General features: G+C 33.8%; 13 protein-coding genes. 1 reads left to right on the forward strand and 12 read right to left on the reverse strand.

Annotated elements, in window-relative coordinates:
- Positions 1-413: 413 nt before the first annotated feature.
- Complete coding sequence (locus HNV10_RS10250) at positions 414-1,280, forward strand: outer membrane beta-barrel protein (protein WP_173301258.1); 867 nt, start codon at positions 414-416, stop codon at positions 1,278-1,280.
- A 220-nt stretch (positions 1,281-1,500) separates the two neighbouring features.
- Here HNV10_RS10250 and HNV10_RS10255 read toward each other — a convergent pair whose 3' ends face one another.
- The 12 genes from HNV10_RS10255 to HNV10_RS10310 form a co-directional block, all read right to left on the reverse strand.
- Positions 1,501-3,060, reverse strand: coding sequence for a sugar porter family MFS transporter (locus HNV10_RS10255; RefSeq protein WP_173301259.1), 1,560 nt, complete (start codon positions 3,058-3,060; stop codon positions 1,501-1,503).
- A 63-nt stretch (positions 3,061-3,123) separates the two neighbouring features.
- Positions 3,124-3,993, reverse strand: a complete 870-nt coding sequence (locus tag HNV10_RS10260) for a glycoside hydrolase family 16 protein (RefSeq protein ID WP_173301260.1) — start codon at positions 3,991-3,993, stop codon at positions 3,124-3,126.
- Positions 3,994-4,040: 47 nt separating this feature from the next.
- Positions 4,041-5,096 (reverse strand): glycoside hydrolase family 16 protein, encoded by a 1,056-nt coding sequence (locus HNV10_RS10265; protein ID WP_173301261.1) that lies wholly within the window; start codon positions 5,094-5,096, stop codon positions 4,041-4,043.
- Positions 5,097-5,161: 65 nt separating this feature from the next.
- Positions 5,162-6,646, reverse strand: coding sequence for a glycoside hydrolase family 30 protein (locus tag HNV10_RS10270; protein ID WP_173301262.1), 1,485 nt, complete (start codon positions 6,644-6,646; stop codon positions 5,162-5,164).
- 17 nt (positions 6,647-6,663) lie between these two features.
- A complete protein-coding gene (locus tag HNV10_RS10275) occupies positions 6,664-8,094 on the reverse strand; it encodes a glycoside hydrolase family 30 protein (protein ID WP_173301263.1) in 1,431 nt (476 codons plus the stop codon).
- Positions 8,095-8,257: 163 nt separating this feature from the next.
- A complete protein-coding gene (locus HNV10_RS10280; protein ID WP_173301264.1) occupies positions 8,258-9,136 on the reverse strand; it encodes a PKD domain-containing protein in 879 nt (292 codons plus the stop codon).
- Between the two features lie 17 nt (positions 9,137-9,153).
- Positions 9,154-10,674, reverse strand: coding sequence for a RagB/SusD family nutrient uptake outer membrane protein (locus HNV10_RS10285; protein ID WP_241695496.1), 1,521 nt, complete (start codon positions 10,672-10,674; stop codon positions 9,154-9,156).
- 13 nt (positions 10,675-10,687) lie between these two features.
- Positions 10,688-13,795: a SusC/RagA family TonB-linked outer membrane protein gene (locus HNV10_RS10290; protein WP_173301265.1), complete on the reverse strand. Its 3,108-nt coding sequence runs from the start codon at positions 13,793-13,795 to the stop codon at positions 10,688-10,690.
- A 106-nt stretch (positions 13,796-13,901) separates the two neighbouring features.
- Positions 13,902-15,518: a T9SS type A sorting domain-containing protein gene (locus HNV10_RS10295; protein ID WP_173301266.1), complete on the reverse strand. Its 1,617-nt coding sequence runs from the start codon at positions 15,516-15,518 to the stop codon at positions 13,902-13,904.
- A 247-nt stretch (positions 15,519-15,765) separates the two neighbouring features.
- Positions 15,766-17,436 carry a DUF6377 domain-containing protein gene (locus HNV10_RS10300; protein WP_173301267.1) on the reverse strand — a complete coding sequence of 557 codons (1,671 nt, stop codon included), beginning with the start codon at positions 17,434-17,436 and terminating at the stop codon, positions 15,766-15,768.
- A 212-nt stretch (positions 17,437-17,648) separates the two neighbouring features.
- A complete protein-coding gene (locus HNV10_RS10305) occupies positions 17,649-18,704 on the reverse strand; it encodes a serine hydrolase domain-containing protein (protein ID WP_173301268.1) in 1,056 nt (351 codons plus the stop codon).
- Positions 18,705-18,873: 169 nt separating this feature from the next.
- Positions 18,874-19,359, reverse strand: coding sequence for an Mpo1 family 2-hydroxy fatty acid dioxygenase (locus tag HNV10_RS10310; protein WP_173301269.1), 486 nt, complete (start codon positions 19,357-19,359; stop codon positions 18,874-18,876).
- Positions 19,360-19,361: the final 2 nt, after the last annotated feature.

Here is a 19,361-nt window from a genome sequence, read left to right on the forward strand (position 1 = left end):
ACAAATAATAATGCGAAACTAATATCAAGATTCAATTTACGATTCCGATAATTAACAAGAAGAAAAACTATGAAAACAGAAATTTAGGATACCTATAATTGAGATGTTAAAAATAGTATGTAGGAAAATTAGCTAGACAATGATAAGTATTGTGCTTCTAATTGATATATAAAAACAGGGTTGAATAGCTCTTTTAAAACTATGGTGCATTAAAACGAAATTGGCAATCTACAAATTAGGATAATCAGTTTTGGTTAAATTAAAATAGAATTTTAAGGGACTGTAAGTGCTTAATTCACCTCAAACAAATAAATTTTATTTTGTACACCTTTTTTTACAGAAAAGGTAACCACAGAAACACTTTAAATATGTACCTTTATATAAGTTTTAGTTGATATCCTAAATGTTCAATTATGAAGCAAATTATAATCTTTTGTACCGCGCTATTAATTAGCACAATAAGCCATGCACAATTTGAAATTTCCGCAAGTGGCGGTTATGCTATAGGTAGTGCAGGCATGAAAATTGGCGAAAAACAATCCGCCAGTTCAATCGAAAACACCTACGGAAGTTATGGTGAAGGACTTAATGCACAATTACGAGGAACCTATTTTTTTAACGAGCACATTGGCGCAGATTTAAGTCTAGGCTATCTTCATGGTGATGACCAAACCGTGTCTAAAGTGAGACTGACAGGTTTTGAGGTAGATGCTATAGCAAGAGCGCGTGCCTTTGGTGCCGCCGCATCTCTGGTTTATAGATTTAATCCTAATGTTTATACACGTCTCGGCGCCCTAGTTAAATTAGGTGGAAAAACAGAGGCCGTTGTACATCAAAAAGCAAACTTTACACAAGCAGAAGCCGATGCTTTTGGGGTGCCTTTTGGCTCTTATACAGAGACTAGCTATGTAGAAGATTATCACGGACACTTCCCTTTAGGCTTTATTGCTGCTATTGGTTATAGACATCAATTAAACGCTAAGTTTAGTCTTTTTATAGAAGCTGAGTATTACGGTATTAGTCTAAAGCGTAAGGATTCTGAAATTAAAGAATTTAATACTAATGTAGTTTTACCCGATGGTACGGTGGCGGTTAGTGGCCTGTATTCTTTAGATAATTTGCCAACGGGTGTCAATAGGACTACAACTTATGTAGATGATTTACCTAGTGATAATACGGATACATCTAAAGAACTTTCTGTAAAAGTACCATATTCTTCCTTTGGTATTAATTTTGGTATTATCTATAAATTTAAACGCAAAACTGAACATAAGCAATAAATAGTTATCTAGGAATTTGGTAATCCTTTTGTGTTCAAATCATATTAATATTAATAGATAAAAAAACACGCGCTAAAATGATAACATTGAAGAACGCGTGTTAATTAAGCACTATTAATCTATTTATAAGATGTGCTTTTAATTACATCGAAGCACTAAAATTAGACCCGTATAGTGCACGTTATTATTAATTCTTGTTTAAGAATAGTGTTGATACGTGTTATAGACTAACATCCATACTTGATTTAACTAATTCTTTCTCTATCGCTTCTAAAGATTTCCCTTTTGTCTCTGGTAATATTTTTAAAAGAATAAAGAAACCTATTGTGGCAATAGCGCCGAATATAAAAAAGGTTAACGCATTGCCTAAATGCGACAGTTCCCAAGGGAAAATTAATTGTATGATAGAACTCATTAACGAGTTTACAAAAGCAATGACACCTATCGCCAATCCTCTATATTTTAATGGGAATAATTCTGACAATAACACCCACATTACTGGACCAAGTGAAAATGCAAAACAAGCTACAAAACCTAATATGCCTATCAATATTAAAGGAGCATTAATTTGAGTTGCAGCTTCTAAAATTGCTCCGTCATTTTTACCATATATTTTTGTACCTAAAGCAGATTTTATATCGCTTTTAAAATCGATGTCGTTATCATAAACTTTATCCGCAAAAGGCATTAATTTTTCAGCGTCAGAAAACTCAAATTGAGCTATCTTCTCTTTTGGTAATTGATACGTCGCTTGATTAAAACCATATGCGCATAATAATAAACTAACTGCAATACCTGCTGTACCTATGAGTAGCAGAGGTCTTCTGCCCATTCTATCTATTAAATAGATGGCGACAAAAGTAAATACAACTGAAATGGTACTTAATAATACACCCGATGAAAAGGCTGCATCTGTACCAATGCCTGTTTGCTTAAATATCGATGTTGCATAAAAATAGACTGCATTTATACCTGTAATTTGCTGAAGCACACCAACAATTAAGCCTACAATTAGTATAAATCGTAAGGATGGTTTCAATAAATCTTTAATGTTTAATTTCGATTTGTCTTTATTAGTATCCGCGTTTTCTTCTATCGAAGCAATTTCCGCATGGCCCTTTTCAATGCCATGAAGTTTTATTAAAACTTGTTTTGCTTCAGTTACTCTATGTTTTAAATACAACCAACGTGGGCTTTTTGGCACAAAAAATAAAAACATAAAATACAATAACGCAGGTATTAATTCTACGCCTAACATCCATCTCCATACATTTTCATCGGTAAAAAAATCACTTTCTGGTGTATTGTATTTATTAAAAAAATAATTACTTAAAAAAGCGGCAAAAAAACCAAAAACAATATTTAGTTGTTGCAATGTTACTAGCTTACCTCTATTTTCTGCTGTGGATATTTCTGCTATATAAATAGGCGCTAAAACCAAAGCTGCGCCAAAAGCTAACCCACCTATCATTCTTGCTATGTATAGTATTTCATAAGATGTTGCTAAAGCGGATAATACAGCCGAAATTCCGTAAAGAAAGGCTACTATAATAAGCAATCTTTTTCTGCCAAATCGATCACTTAATCGACCTGAAAATAGCATAGCAATCATTGCCGCAAATGAAGGCGAACTTACAACCCAACCAGATTGTATTTCATTTAGGTCAAACTCTGGTCCAGCAAAAGACATTACTCCCGAAATAATACCGGCATCAAAACCAAAAAGAAAACCACCTAAGGCTACAATAAAACTTACAAAAATAGTGTATGCTTTGTTCATTATCTATTTGTTGAAATTCATAGAATGATTAGCGGATAAGGATACAGACCAAATACGATTGTATTAGGATTGCTTTTTAGATTCATGTTTCACCCAGTCTACCTCCATCACCCATTCGCCTTTCATTGCAAAATCGGTAATTTTAGCATAGTTTAAGATAGCAAACATAGGTTCTGGGTATTTATCACCCTCTCCAATATTGCGGTATACTTCTTTACCGTCTAATCTATAAATAAGGTCGCTTCCGTCCCACTCCACACTGTAGTCATGAAATTCATTGAGTGTTGAAGGAAAATTTCTTCGTTTGCTTTGCCAATCACCTTCGCCACATCCACCTAAATTTACAATGGCACCTGTAGTAAATTCATCCTTCATATGGTCTCCATGATGCTCAAAGATATCTATTTCTCCAGAGCCAGTTGTTGGCCAGCATACGTTCTCATTGTCTTCTTGTACAGGTGGTTCATTATTTTGAGCACCCAATAACCACCAAGCAGGAAACATACTAGGTTCTCCATTACTCGATAATTTTAGACGAGCAGTCCATTTACCTTTTATAAATTCTTTGCGGTTTTTAGAACAGATTCGTCCAGCAACATATTCGGTTTCGGGATGTTGGTTTCCTTGTTTGTCAAAATTGTCACAGGTTAACTTTGTTTCTATATTTTTTACTTTCAGTTTTAACGTACCATCGCTGACTTCTCTTGTGCCATATTCTCCATCAGGCACGTAGCATTGCGTTTCATCGTTAACCCAAATACGCTGGTCTTGCCAATTTTCTGGGTTAAATGTGTCAAACTCATCAAGGAAATCTACTTCCCACAAATCGGTTGATGCGACTTTTTGCAAATCTTCTTTACCGTTTGTTTTACAGGATACCGATAAAACTCCTATTAATAAAAATAATAAATAATAATGCGCTGTGTGTTTCATAATTTATTCTTTAAAACATTGATTATAATCCTTTATTTGTTTTATGATTATTGATATACTCTTACATAATCTATCTCCATAGTATCTTGAGTAAAATTAGGGTCTATATCACCACCTAGATTACCACCCATTGCGATATTTAAAATAATAAAGAAATCAGCATTAAAGGGTAAATTACTATGGTTTGAGAACGTTACATAAGTAACATCGTCATATAAAACATTTATTACGTCTGAGGACCATTCTAGTGTATATAAATGAAATTCAGATGTCGATGTAGCTGCTGCAGTACTTTCGCCATAGTGAGAATAAGAGTCACTTGAGCTATCTTGATAATGGAAAGTTCCTAAAACACTATTTTTATCCCAACCGGTTTGCTCCATAATATCCATCTCTCCACAGTGCGGCCAACCCACACTAGAAAAGTTAGAACCCAACATCCAAATAGCTGGCCATGTACCTTGAGAAGAAGGTAATTTAGCGCGTACTTCAATTTTTCCATAGGTAAAAGATTGCAAGCCTTGTGATTTTAGCCTTGCAGATGTATAACCAGTTCCATCAGATTTCGCAACTATTTTTAGTACACCATTTTCTACCTTTGCATTTTCTAAATTGTTTGTATAATTCTGTAACTCATTATTTCCCCAGCCATGGTCACCTAGATCATATCCCCAATTTGATGAATTTGGCGCACCATTGCCGTCAAATTCGTCTGACCAAACAAGCTGTAATTCACCACTATTAGATACATAGACAGTAATTGAATATGTAGTACTGATAAACCCTTCAGAATTATATGCCGAAACAATTACTGAATAATCATTGGTTCCGTTCTCTGTAAAGGTGTAACTAAAGGTGTTTTCTGTAAGTTCTAAAGTTTCATTGTTAATTAAAACACCATAAGAGGTAGCATTGGTAGCTGTAATTGTAAAGTCTACAACACCACTTCCATCACCATTAGGATGACTACCATCTGCTCCAAATTTTACTCCACTTATAGATAAGTCTGTAGGAAGAATAGGGGCGTTATCATTACTATCACTGCTACAAGATAGAAATGCTGATAATATTACAGTGAGAATTAGGAAAATTTTAATTTTCATTGCTTAATTTTTTTAAGATTCGTATTGTTTTATTCTTTGGATTAAGTATTATACTTTTTTATCAATTAGTAAAGTACAGATTGCATTGCATGTGGTTCAATTTTGAGTGAAATTTCACTGTCACCCACAATTAAATTATAGTCAATTGTATCATCGGTTTTGTTCATTACAACGGTAACGATACTACCATCAGGATTTTGGAAAGATGTACTTTCTAAAGTACTTCTGCTTGTGGTTGTACTTACTCTTAAAGCTCCTTTTTTTATGAATTTTGAAAAATGACCGATATAGTAATACGTAGGTGTATAAATCAATTCATTGGTTTTAGTATCGGCATGTATTGGTGCAAAACAAAAATTATTAACATGGTTTGGACCTCCTTTTTCATTTAATAAAATATTCCAATCGGTCCAACCTACAGTACCACTGTTAAAATCATTAATCATTGAATTACCATAGCGTTCTGCATTAGACCAACGCTGATATTGAGTTGCATCGAAGCCTTCTTGGCAGCCTTCAGTGAATAGTAAATTCATTTCAGGGAAAGATGCTTTAATATTCTGTAAGTTGTCATATTTTGGTTCGCCACCAGCCCAGGTTTCGTACCAGTGAAATCCAATTCCCCAAGCATATTTTAAAGCTTCTGGATCTTCAAAAATAGTATTTGCTCTATGCGATATTAAATCTCTGTTATGATCCCATACCACAATGTTCTTATCGCCTAACTCATTGTTTTGGAAAGTAGGTCCTAAATAATTTTTTAAGAAATCTCTTTCTTCTTCTGCCGTATAAATACAAGATTCCCAACGTTGAACTGCCATTGGCTCATTCTGAACGGTAACTCCCCAAACAGGAATACCCTCTGCTTCATAGGCTTCAATAAATTTTACATAATAGTTGGCCCAAGCTTGATTGAATTCTGGTAACAATTTACCGCCTTGTAGCATATTGTTATTGGTTTTCATAAAGGCAGGAGGACTCCAAGGACTAGCATAAAAAACCATATCCTCTTTAATGATTGCCTGAGCTCGCTTAATCATTGGGATGCGCTTTGCCTTGTCTTTTTCTATTGAAAAGGTTTTAAGTTCCTTATCGCCTTCTTCTATATATGTATGACTGCCTAGTCCGAAATCACTGCTGTGAATACTGGTTCTTATAATGTTGTAATTGATACCGTCATCAGAATAATAGGCGCTTAATAATTCCTCTTGTTTGTCTTTACTAAGGGTTGAAAATACCTCTGCTGCTGCATCTGTAATAGCACCACCTATTCCTAAAAACTCTTGAAATTGTTTTGCAGGATTTACAAAAACTGAAATTTCACCTTCAGAAGGTTGCTTTGATTGTTTAAATGTTTTTTTTTGATCTAAAGTTAGCTTTTTATCTGTGTTTTCTGCGGTTGTATATACTTGTACTTCTTTTCCTAATAATGCCACTGCTTCTTCTGTTTTAGGGCTATCTATATCAACTTTGTCATTACTTTTTTTGTCCTTATTACAAGAACAAATTAAAAGTGAAATTGTAAGGGTGAATATTATTTTTTTAATCATCTTAATTTAAATATTAGTTACCAGACATAAGTACCAACTGCACCTGCTTTTAAAGAGGTCGAAATGGATTCGCCTGGCGTTTTTATGTTAAATGCTTTATCTATGGCCGTATTATTAACAACAATAACTACTATAGTACCTTCTGGTGTTTCAAAGGCAACATTTGGTAAGTCTGTTGAATAATTAGAAGCTATTCTATGCGATCCTGGTCGTACAAATTTGGATGCATGCGCAATGATATAATAACCTACATTTCTTTGTACCGTATTTCCATTTATAGTTATTCCACCTAAACACTCTGTACAACCACCAGGTGTATGCGGCTCTAAACTAGCGTTAGAGGATAAATTCCACTCTAATACCGTTTTACTCCAGTTACGGGTTGCTCCTATAATTAATTCTCTAGTGTGCCACAATAAGTTATCTTCAAACGCACTATTTACACCAACCCATTGCTCTGTAAAGTATAAGTTCTTATCAGGATGTAGATTGTGCACAGTAGTAAGATTATTTATAGTACCACTGTATAAATGAAATGCAGAACCATCAATGTATGAATTTGCTTGAGGATCATCTAAAATACTCGTTGCATACCAAGGATTATCTGCGTTATGATCCCATATTATAATTTTAGTATCGATGTTAGCGGCATTAAAAGCTGGGCCTAAATGCGTTTTAATAAATAAAGCCTGATCCGTAGGTTCCATATACATACTAGGATTATTCCCATCATGATGTGGTTCATTTTGTACTGTTATAGCATCGATGGTAATACCTGCTGCTGCATAGGCCTGAATGTACTTTACAAAGTAATTGGCATAGGTTGAAAAATATTCGGGCTTAAGACTTCCGCCAATAGAATTGTTATTAGTTTTCATCCATGATGGTGCAGACCATGGTGATCCCAATATTTTTATGTCTGGATTTATGGCGAGAATTTCATTTAATACAGGGATAAGATGTTCTTCATCTCTCGCTATAGAGAATTGTTCTAAATTCTCATCTGTTTCTCCAGTAGATAAATCATTGTATGTAAATGGTTCTGCATCCAAATCAGATGCTCCAATGCTTACTCGTAAGTAACTTATACCTATATGCTCTTCATTAAATAATTCATCTAAAATTGTTGCCCTTTCGGCAGAGTCCATGTTATTTAAATGCAATGCACTGCCACCCGTTAAAGAAAATCCAAATCCATCCATTTCCTGATATATTACCTCAGGATTAACTGTTATCGAGAAATTTATATTTTCTGAAAACAAAGGCGGATTTGTAGATTGTAAACTTAATAACGCCGATTTATCTGCTTCTGTTACATATAAATCTACATTGCTGTAGGTAATCGTTGATTCTGGGTCTGTTGGATTAGAATCATTAGAGTCAGAATCGTTGGAAGAACAATTTATAAAAATCGTAATTGAAGATATTAGTATTAGGAACTTGCTCATTCTGAATATTTTAAACTTTTCATTTATACGGTCTAACATACTATTTATAATATATAGGTTAATTAAAGTGATTATTTAATTACAGATTAATTAAAGCCCACATCCATAACAGAACATGGGCCTTAAAATCTAAATAAATAAACAAATTCAAATAATTTTCTTCTTAATTTGATGCTCGCATTTCTACATTATCTATAGAAATACCATCTAATAAATTTTCGCCACCACATTTAATAACTAAATAAATAGTACCTGTCGCTTCTGCAATAAATTTTCCTGGCTCGCCTGGGTAAACCGTGTCTCCACATCCTACTTCCGATAATAAACCACTGAATGGCGTATCACCACAACCAGACCAGTAATTTATTGAGGCTAATATGCCTCCTGCAGAATAATCGTTTCCATCAACCGGTTGTGTTGCTGAAGCAAAAACTTCAAACCAGGTATTAATAATTCCTGAAGTAGAACTCGCTAACATATCAATGTTATATGTTTGTCCTTCTACAACCTCAATAGCTTGGTAGATGGCCTTTTGATTCCATCCACCACCTTGTATGGTTGCTTTTCCATCGGCGAAGGTCCATTCTGCACCAGATGCACTTATATTAAGAACCGTCCATTCAGCAATATCATCTGCAGTGTCAAATTTTCCTCCTCTTACAATGTTCCCAAATAATGGGTCCGAAGTTTCAACTTCTATGATTTGAGATACTGTTGACTCGGCACCACCAATACCGGAAACTTTATGTTGAACGGTATAGGTCCCTGCATCCGGATAAAATACTTCTTCACTATTTCCGCCTGTAAAAAAACCAGCGCCAATGCCAAGATTCCAACTTGAAGTAATATAGCTGTTGTTAGATTCTAACATATAAGTATTATTTACTCCTGATACTTCCGTAACAGAAAAACTTGCATCCATATCTGTCGCTGTGAGTCCATTACCATTTCCAATTTCATCTGGTTGACAGGAAAAAGTGACCGTTATTAAAGCAACAGCAATTAGCTTAATAGCCCATTTTAATTTCATATTTAATATCATAATAAATTTTTTAAATATTAATAATTAGGATTTTGTTCCAATAAGGTGTTTTCCAATTCAGCAAGTGGTATAGGTAATATTTCATTTTTACCAGGTGTAAATCCTTTAAACGCCAAAGCTGTTGCTGCATTACCGGTTCTAACTAAATCGTACCATCTGTGCCCTTCTCCTGCGAGTTCTAAACGTCGTTCTTGCATTATGGCGTCTAAAGAAACTGGCACAGAAGGCAATCCTACTCTAGCTCTAACCGCATCTAATAATGCTTGAGCACGTGTACCTGTTCCTCCTAATGCTTCTGCTTCCATTAAATAGGTGTCTGCCAAACGCATCATATAGGTGTGTTGTTTGTAATTTAGTACACTTGCTCCACCTCCTGTAGATACATCTGAGTTAAAAGGCATAAACTTTTTAAGATAATAGCCAGTATATTGATAGCTTTCTTCTAATTGAACTTCACCAGAATCAACATAAGCCTGTAGGTTTTCAATGGTATCGTCAAACCTAGGGTCGCCATCTAACGCATCATATAGGCTTTGAGTAATTATGTTAAATCCCCAACCTGCTGCATAATCAGGGGCTGTTGATCCAGCTGTGCGTACATAGCCTCTTGGACCGCACATTACGTTTAAGCTATTACCTTCATCTGCACCTGATCCCCAAAACCACCAGTCTGCATTACTCTGATCAGAGTGTGCTATTTCAATGATTGATTCCGTATTATAAATATTACTTATGTTCCATAAATCTGAAAAATCATCTAATAATTTATAACCAAATGCACTTGTAGAACCTGGTGTACCATTCACTTCTGCAAATTGAGCTGCTGCTTCACTGTTTTTACCTTGATATAAGTAAACTTTTCCTAAAAGTGCTTTAACTGCACCTTGTGTAAGTCGTCCTGCTTCATTTTCTAAATCTAAGGATACCGGTAATCCAGAAATTGCTTCAGATAAATCCGTCTCTATTTGAGCATATACATCATTTGGGTCGGCTTGCGTTACACTATATATATCATCAGTCCCTAGAGGAGATGTAATTAATGGAATGTTTCTAAACAGTCTTACCAATTCAAAATAATAAATGGCTCGTAACGCTTTTGTTTCGGCTGTAAATCTTGCTTTGGTTGTCGTCGCCATATCAACGCCTGGAAGTTTTAATAGTAACGTATTCGCTCTAAAAATACCTTGGTAAAAATCATTCCAATAACTGGTCGCAATGGTAGATTCGCTAATCGTATAATTAGAAAATGCTTGCAATTGTGAGCCATCTGATGAACTTCCTCCTCCCGTATAATGATCATCAGAACCAGAGTTTAACAGCGAAATCATATTTTCAAAACCTCGAGATTGTTTGCCAATTACATCGTAAACAGCGATTAATCCAGAATAGGCTTCAGATTCATTTCTATAGTAATTATCTTCTAACAATGTACCTGTAGTATCTACTTCAATATAATCAGTATTACAAGAAATAGTAAGAAGCATTATTGGTAAACCAATAAAGAAATACATTTTTCTACTTAATTTGTTTGCTTTCATAATTTTTCTTTTTTTAAAACTGTAGATTAACACCTAATTGGTTTGTAATGGCTTGTGGATAATAACCACGGTCAATTCCAAATATTCCACCTCCTATTTCTGGGTCGTACCCGCTATAATTGGTGAATGTTAATAGGTTTTCTGAGGTTATATATATTCTTAATCTGTCAATACCAAATTTCTTTAAAGTTTCTGACGGTAATGAATATCCAATTTGAATGGTTTTAAATCTTAAATAATCGCCATCTTCTAAATAAAAATCCGATGGATTCGAAAAGTTATTATTAGTATCATTGGTGGTTAATCTCGGATACGTATTTGATGTCCCTTCTCCTACCCATCTTCCCAATGCGGCAGTTTGATAATTAGCATTTTCTATATCAAGTCTTCTTAAACCTTGGAAGATTTTGTTGCCAGTAGCCCCTTGACAAAAGACCATAAAATCAAAATTTTTATAATCTAAATTTAATGTAAATCCGAAAGTAGCTTTAGGTATGGAGCTTCCTAAGAAATCCCTGTCATCAGCGTCAATATTACCATCATCATCTAAATCTTGCCATTTAAAGTCACCTGGCTGTGCATTAGGTTGTATTACTGTCCCTTCCGAATTAACATAATTATCAATTTCTGATTGGTTTTGAAAGATGCCATTAGTTCTAAAACCATAGAAAGAATTTATCGCCTCACCAACTTCTGTTCTTGTAATTGGATATGTACTTGATTGAAAAGATCCATCAGAATAAAAATCAACCGTTCCTAAATTTGTAACCGTATTTTTTAAGAATGAAACATTTCCGTTTAACGACAATCTAAAATCATTAAATGTCTTACTGTAACCAAGCTCTATATCAACTCCCGTATTTTCCATATCACCTACATTCCCTGTTGGACTACCAACAGACCCTACATAACCTGGTAATGGCACTGCGCGTAATATTCCTGAGGTTTCTTTTTTAAACCAATCAAATCCAACCGTTATATTATTTAAAACGCGTGCATCAAAACCAATATTTAGCTGACTAGTTTCTTCCCATTTTAAATCTGGATTTGATGGAGCGTTTGGACTACTACCAATTACAACAGAACCAGAGGTGCCTATCGTATAGTTTCTTCCGTCGCCAATGGTAGCTAAATAAGCATAATCTGCAGAACTATCATTACCTGAGACGCCATAACCACCTCGTATTTTAAGTTGGTTAATAATGTCATTATTCTCTAAAAAACTTTCTTTGGTTGGTACCCAACCTAAAGATACGGATGGAAATACACCATATTTATTATTACTACCAAAACGTGTAGAGCCATCACGTCTTACAATGGCGGTTAATAAATATTTTTCATCATAATCGTAAGTTAATCTAGTAAACAAAGAAGTAACTCTATGCTCTACTCCTGTATATGCAGATGCTGTTATTTGGTCTTCAGGAACTGAGAAATTAAAAGATGCTTCTTGGTAATTATCTACAGGAATACCAAAATACGTAACAGTTTCACCAGAACTTTTATTATCAACATATACACCTTGGCCAAGTAACAAACTAAAGTTATGTTTATTTAAAGATTTTGTATAAGACAGTGTATTTTCAATATTCCAGCCAAAACCTTTATTGGTACTTCTAGAAATATTATTTTGTGTTGTGATAGAAGAGGCATTTAAATAAGATACTGGTGTATAACTCTCAGAGCCCCAATACGCTAATTTACCTGCCAGTGTAGTTCTAAATCTTAAACCTTCTATTGGTTCTACTTCTAAATAGGCATTTCCTACAAAATTATCGGCCCAACCATAATTTCCTAAAAGAGTTTGCTGGTATGCTAATGGATTAGACATTTCCTGTGCTACCAAACTCGAAATACCATAAGGATTTCCGTTAGAATCTCTCCAAATACCAGTATTGGTATATGGTGCTTGGTTGATAAGAACTGGATCGGTTTCTACTGCTGGTGTTAAAGGGTCTAAATTTATTGCAGATGATAACGGACCACCAAATTCACTATTGGTATTCCCTATTCCGATATTTTTTTCATGCGAATACCCAACCGTTTGCCCAAATCTAATTGACTTTGTTATGTTGTGTGTTGAGTTTAAACGAATATTTTTTCTTGTATAATTCGAAATATCGGTCATTACAATACCTTCTTGGTCATTATATCCAAAAGAAGCAAAAAATTTAGAAACCTCATTACCACCACTTAAACTCAATTCATGACTAGTTCTAATAGCACTATCATTAAAGATTTCAGATTGCCAATCCGTGCCTTCTCCATAAGACTCAGGATTAGAAAACAAAATACCACCACCACCATTTACAGATTTTTCATTTAATAAAGTGGCATATTCTGTGGCATTTAACAAATCTAATTTTCTTGCAGCAGTGGATATGCCAGTGTAACCATTGTAATTAACACTCAGTTTACCTGTTTTTCCTTTTTTCGTTGTAATAAGTATTACACCAGTTGCTGCTCTAGAACCATAAATAGCCTGAGAAGCACCATCTTTTAATACCTCTACAGATTCTATATCAGATTGATTTAAAAATCCAATACCACCAGAGTCTACTATTACACCATCAACTACCCATAAAGGTTCATTGTTATTTAAGGTAGTAATACCTCTAACGCGTACAGTTGATGAAGATCCTGGTTGACCTGCATTTGCTGCTATAGTAACACCAGACACTCTACCTTGTAAGGTTTGTTCTACTCTCGTAATTGGTAAATCTTCAAGTTCACTTTGTTTAATTCCAGAAATGGCACCTGTAACAACACTTTTCTTTTGAGTACCATAACCGATAACTACAACCTCGTCTAGTCTAGCAAGGTCCTCAATTAATTGTACAGTAATACTAGACTTGTTTAGTATAACAATGTCTTGTGTAATATATCCTACATAACTAAACGATAATGTAGAGCCGACTTCTGCACTAATGGTAAAAGCGCCATCAAAATCTGTTGTTGTACCAGTACTAGTACCTTTAATAATAATGTTTACGCCAGGAATTGGCAATCCTGTTTCGTCATTAACAACGCCACTTATTGAAATTTCTTGGGCAAAAGAAAACCACGAAGAAATAATAAATAAAATCGTTAATGATTTTAAGATTAATTTGTTGTTTTTCATATTAGTTTAGATTTAATTTTTCGTTTTTGTACCTCTTAAGAAACTTGTAATCTTGTACTGCTGATTTAACAACAAAACCAAATCATATCGTTTCTAGAAATACCGATTATCTTTTTATTAATTTTCGAGTTGCATTTCCTAATTCAGTTGTAATATTTGTAACATAAATTCCTGGTGCTAAACTTGAAGCATCAACATTGGCTTGCAATGCATCTGGTTTTAAAGTAATTACTTTATGTCCTAATAGGTTAAACACTTCTATTAATTTTATTGTTTCATTTTTAGTAGAAATATGCCAAGAATTATTTGTTGGATTTGGGCTGGTCTTAAGTTCAGATATGTCATAAGCATCTACACCCAAAGGTGCGCCTGTATAAAAATACAAGTTATCAACATAGAATGTAGCATTGGTGAATCCTAGAGAACTATTCCCTGTTCCTTGTCCATTGCCATCAAATGTTTCTGTATCAAATTTAAATTGATGAATATCTGCAAAAGAAAAACCAGCATTTATTCCTGTAAAATATGTTAATGGAATATCGACACTTACCCATTGATTTTGTGCCGCAGACGGAATAATATACGCTACTTCTCCTGTAGATGCGCTTATTGGTGAAACTCTAAATTGTGTGCCATCGCCTGTCCAATAATCAAAATGTAAATAGTCTCTGCCTGAAACATCCATTTGATCAAAAGTTATACCTTGGTAATTTAATCCTGCGTATTTTAAAGTATTGTTTGCATTAATGACTTCTTCTGTCATTACCGTAGTTTGTCCCCAACCTGGATTATAATTTGGATTAGCAGGTGGTGTATACATATCGCTGTAAATTGCATCCGCATCAATTTGAGGATATGTAGGGTCAGCTGCGTCTACATTTGGTATTGTAGCTGTGAAAGAAACCATGTAATCCATTGTAGTTGACAAATCTTGTGAAGTTACTGTCACCATAGTTGTTCCTGGGATTCCCGAGGCTGGTGTTATAACCGCATTAGCTCCAGCTGCTGCTGTAGTAACAGTAACCGTTGGAACTGTTGTGGTTCCATAAAGCATATCATAATTATAGTTTGTTGTGCCAGATGCAAAACCAGAAACAGTAATACCATCTACTTGTAAATCACTTAGAGTAGCATTTGTACCATCTGTTGGTGTAACATCCATTAAGGTTAAGTTATCTATAACAACATTTGTAGTTCCATAAGTTTCCCCACCTGATCTAAATATTAAATAATAGGTTCCAGTTGCGGTAACTTCGATTTGATTTGGAGGAGTGCCTGGATCACATCCCGCAGCAGAAGCCAAACCACTATATGTTAATGTACTTCCACAATCCCAAAAATGAAACGCTCTTATTAGTGAAGAAGCACCATCCTCTGCATTATAATCATCGTTTTGAACTGGCTCAGTTTGCCCAATCCAAACTTCACCCCAAGCATTTACAATATTTGTATATGCCATATCCATATCAAATTGATAGGTTTTACCAGCTTCTAAGCTTACTGAAGTATAAATACCCATATGCTTCCATTCTATATTTGAAGTCTCGCTAAAAGTAGCAACACCTCCTGCTATGGTTACAGCCCCAAACGTATTTGAAGCATCATTATGGTTAACAACAGTCCAACCTGTCGCGTCATCAAAAGATCCATTTGAAATTAAGTTTTGAGCGAAAAAATTTGTTGTCCCAAGCAACGCAATAACTAATAATGTAATTTTCCTCATGTTTATTTATTTAGAATTATTTAACAAATTAAACGAAGAGTCCTGGAAAGTACAATGGAAAGTAGACTTAAAGTAGATATTTATTTAAAGATTTTTTTTTTAAATATCTCGTTAAGAGTAATTTGTATTTTAAATACTTAATTAAAAAAGTAGTATTTTTATATGGAATTGGTAGGTTAAAATATCAATATAAGCAACTATTGAGTTAATTTATAGCATAAAATAGAGAAAAAATATGGGTATTTACTTATGTGATTTTCTTAACTTTTTCTTCAAACTCATCTCGGTTTATAGCTATATTTCTAATCTTTACACGATAGTTATATATAGTATTTACAGAATACCTTAATATTTTTGAAATTTGAGAACTGTTGGATATGCCTAATCTAATTAAAGCAAAAATTCGTAGTTCTACTGTTAACGAGTTATCTTCTTTTACAATAATTCTATTTTCTTCTTTTAAGAGCGCATTAAAGCTTTCAACAAAATTTGGATATATGTGGAGAAAGGATTTATCAAAATTATTGTAGAATAGTTTTAATTCCTCATCTACAATATTTTTCGACTTAATCAGTTCAAGTAAATCATTGGTTTTATTGGTTACTATATATTTTCGAACTGTTTTTCTGTAAACGTCTAGTTTATCTATATAATCCGAGTATAAATTTAAAAAAGTCCCTATATATTGTTCTTTTATTAAATCAATAGCTGAAAGTTCTTCATATAATCGTTTAAGGTCTTTATTTGTATAATTTAATTGTTCATTTAAATCCTTGAGCTTCAAATTAGCAGTTGCTAAATATTCTCTTCCTAATTTTATTTTTTTGTATTGTCTAATAATAAAAAACATTGCTATTAGTAATATTATTGATAAAAAACTAATAAACATCAGTTGTTTTTTTAGCTTATTACTTTGTTTAATACTTTCAGTTTCATAAGCTTTTGAAATAACAGGCAATACATTAGATATATCTAAAAATCTTAATTTAGAATTGTAAAATTTGGCGTCTTCAAATGAAAAATCGATATACTTATGAGCTCTTTCTACATCGCCTTCTTCAAATAGAATGACGGCTAAATTGGCCATGGAAGCATTATCTTTTACTGAAGACTGAATATCTGAAATGGCAGACAAAATAAGAAACTTCTTTTGGTTCAATCTGCTTCCATCCATTTCATAACTCATGTAAGACCTATTAAAGGTCACCATCGCATATTCTCGTGTACCCATTTTTGCTAAATCCAGTCGTTTAGCGTTTATATCTAGAGCACTTTTAGTATCTCTGCTATCTCTATAGTTTTGTTCTGTAACTTCTAAATACAACTTAGAATCTTCACCAAGTTGTGATATTTGAATATCTAAGGAGTCTTTATAAGCAAAATACAATTGGTTATATTTAGCACTTATACTATGCACTCTCGAAATGGATCGAAGTTCATAATAACACCTCTTATAAATGATATAATAATCTCTAATTAATTCTTGAGATAATGTTGATGTTTTTATTTCTTCAAGTAATTTTATGGATTCATCATAGCGTCCAGAAGTGGCTAAAAGTTTTGCTAGCCTTAATGTAGATTCTTGTATAAATTGGCTATTATCTAAATCATTAGCCAATTTTAAACTATGTTCTATATAATTTAAAGTAGAATCAAAGCTATAAAACTCATATTCTTCAATTAATCTATTAGTTATATAGTATTCGTTTTCTAAGCTAGCTTCTGGATCTTCAAGTAATTTTTGTAAATTATTAATTCTTTCTTCTTTAGAAGAATCATACGTACTTCGTTTTAACATGGTTTCTTCCAATGTAACAAGCAAAGAATCCATATTTTGACTGTAAGATACAAAGTGTGCAACCCAAAATAATATGGAAAAAAATGGTATAAATCGCGTTGCTGTGTTCTTTTGAATCATTTAAGACAATAATTTAATTTAGATAGGCCGTAAACAAATATCTAAAAAAGTTTAGGAATGATGATCTCTAATTTATAGAAATTGTTAATTGAATTAATAATCAGCATATAGCTTTACTTATAAATCACTTATTCAAAACGTAAGAGCATTTCTAAGAACTTTGTTATATACAAGTGAGGAGAAAGCGCAGAACTTGCTATATTATAATAGGTTTACAGCCCCTTAGATTTACGTAAGATTTTAACAACACGACTATGGGTTATTTGTAGCAGATTCCATTGGTAGCCTTCAAAATCTGTGGTATTCATAAATTGAACCACAACAGCATCAATATCCTTATGGTATTCTGCCAAACATTGGTAGCCAGGCGCTAATCCACCATGGTTAAACTCATAAAGAGATGAGTAAGTTTCCATTTCTTTTTTATTAAGCAATGAGCCATCATTTAAAGCCCTTAAAAATATGCCAACATCTTCTGCAGAAGCTATCATCATTCCGTTATTTTCGGTTTTAAAGTCCTTGTCTACTCCAACATAGTAACCACTCATAACATCATCTAGATTAACATCATTTAGAGAACCAAATGTATGCTCCAACCCAAGTGGATTTAAAATAACTTCCGTGAAATAGTCTTGTCTAGAACCTCCTGTAACTTGTTCAATGATTCTAGAGAGTAACAAATAGTTGGTGTTAGAATAGCCATAGTCTTCATTAGGCTCAAAGTTGGCAGGTAAATCTAGCGCATACTTTAAGACATCTATATTGGTGTTTGGTTGGTTTTTCCAATAATCAGCACTATCCGTGAAGTTTGGAATACCACTACGGTGTTGTACCATCATCCGCAACGTAATTTGGTTTGCATTTTCAATTCTATTAATGAGTTCAGGAAAGTAATCCGCAACTGTTTTATCTAAAGAAATGCGCTTGTCATTTGCTAATTTGGTGATAGCCACAGCAACGTATAACTTACTGATGCTAGCGATTTTAAATAAAGCCTGAGGATTAGCTGGTATTTTAAGTTCGCGGTTATGATATCCAGCTGAATAAAAAGCGGGCGGTTTACCAGCTTCATCTACATAAATAATGACACCATCAAATCCATAACTTTGCGTCTGGTTAACCTGTTCTTGAACCGTATCTGGTAATGGTAATATCCATGCCTTAACCAAAATCCAAGGTACAAACCATAAGGAAACAAAAGTACTTGTTAATAAGACTATTCTAAATATTTGTTTGCCCTTACTGGTGCTTTTTTTATGCGTTTTCATGAAGCCTTATATTTTGTTATTGATAAGGTAACAAAAATATGAAGGAATTTCAAGGGCTTGCCGTTTAACATCCTGAACTGTAAAATACTGTGGATGAATTGGTAAATCTCCACAATAAAGACCTCTTTTTAATTAAGATTTTCCAATACTATTGAGTAACATTTTGTTCTTAAAATTTAATTTTAAAAGCCTCAAATACATGACTCATTGTCCACGCAGGACCAATCATTAAAAACTGTAAATCTTTGAGGAATGAAGGTTTTTTGCCTTCATGATTATGTCCGATAAATTGGCCAATCCAAGCAACTACAAATATGCCAAGCATTATTACCCAAAGTGGTGCCATCTGCAATTGTGCAATTTGATGAATTGTAAAAAGCACCAACGCTGAAAACACCAGCATACCTATAAACAAAACCATAGACAAGCGTAAATAATAGATTAAGCCTAACACAATAACGAGCGTTCCAAAATGGATGTACGATGCAAAAGAATTGGGAAACACACTAACTATGGCCTCTGGCACAGGAATACAGCTTAGTAGACCAATAAGACTAAAAAAGATGAGTGGCACACAAATGTAATGTATAGCAATATTTAATTTGGTTTGATGGCTCTCTGCGTATTCGTTTAATAGTGCTTCAATTTTTCTCATGA

The sequence above is a fragment of the Winogradskyella litoriviva genome (genome assembly GCF_013249065.1).
Classification (GTDB): domain Bacteria; phylum Bacteroidota; class Bacteroidia; order Flavobacteriales; family Flavobacteriaceae; genus Winogradskyella; species Winogradskyella litoriviva.